We start from the raw sequence: 394 nt of genomic DNA, 5'->3' as shown, positions 1-394 counted from the left end.
ATGTGTGACTTGAACTCGGCCGGAATTCCAGGCCCGAAATCGCGCACGGCGATTCGGCATTTCGCGGCGTCCCGCTTCTCCACGGTGACCACCACCTCACCCCCGGTCGATGAGAACTTGATCGCATTGGACAGCAGATTCGTGATCACCTGCACCAATCGGTCCGGGTCGGCGTTGACCGCGGCATCGGTCGAAGCGGGATCGAGCGTAATTCGCACGCCGAATCCTTCGGCGAAGCCGCGCGTATCCTCGATCGCCTGTTCGGTGACCTGTCGGATACCGACTTCGGTGAAATTGAAAACGGCGGCGCCGGATTCGAGCTTTTCGATATCGAGAATATCGTTGATCAGTCGCACCAGCCTCTGAATGTTGGTTTGAGCGATCGAGACGAGAC

The 394-nt window shown here is 58.4% G+C and carries 1 protein-coding gene; it reads right to left on the bottom strand.

Annotation, left to right across the window (positions count from 1 at the left end):
• Positions 1–356: cell wall metabolism sensor histidine kinase WalK (locus QC029_RS30840; protein WP_279559134.1), on the bottom strand; the 356-nt coding region annotated here is incomplete at its 3' end.
• Positions 357–394 lie beyond the last annotated feature (38 nt).

Origin of the sequence: Streptomyces sp. DH37, assembly GCF_029813835.1 — a bacterium.
GTDB lineage: Bacteria > Actinomycetota > Actinomycetes > Streptomycetales > Streptomycetaceae > Streptomyces.
This window is presented reverse-complemented; position numbering and strand designations above follow the sequence as displayed.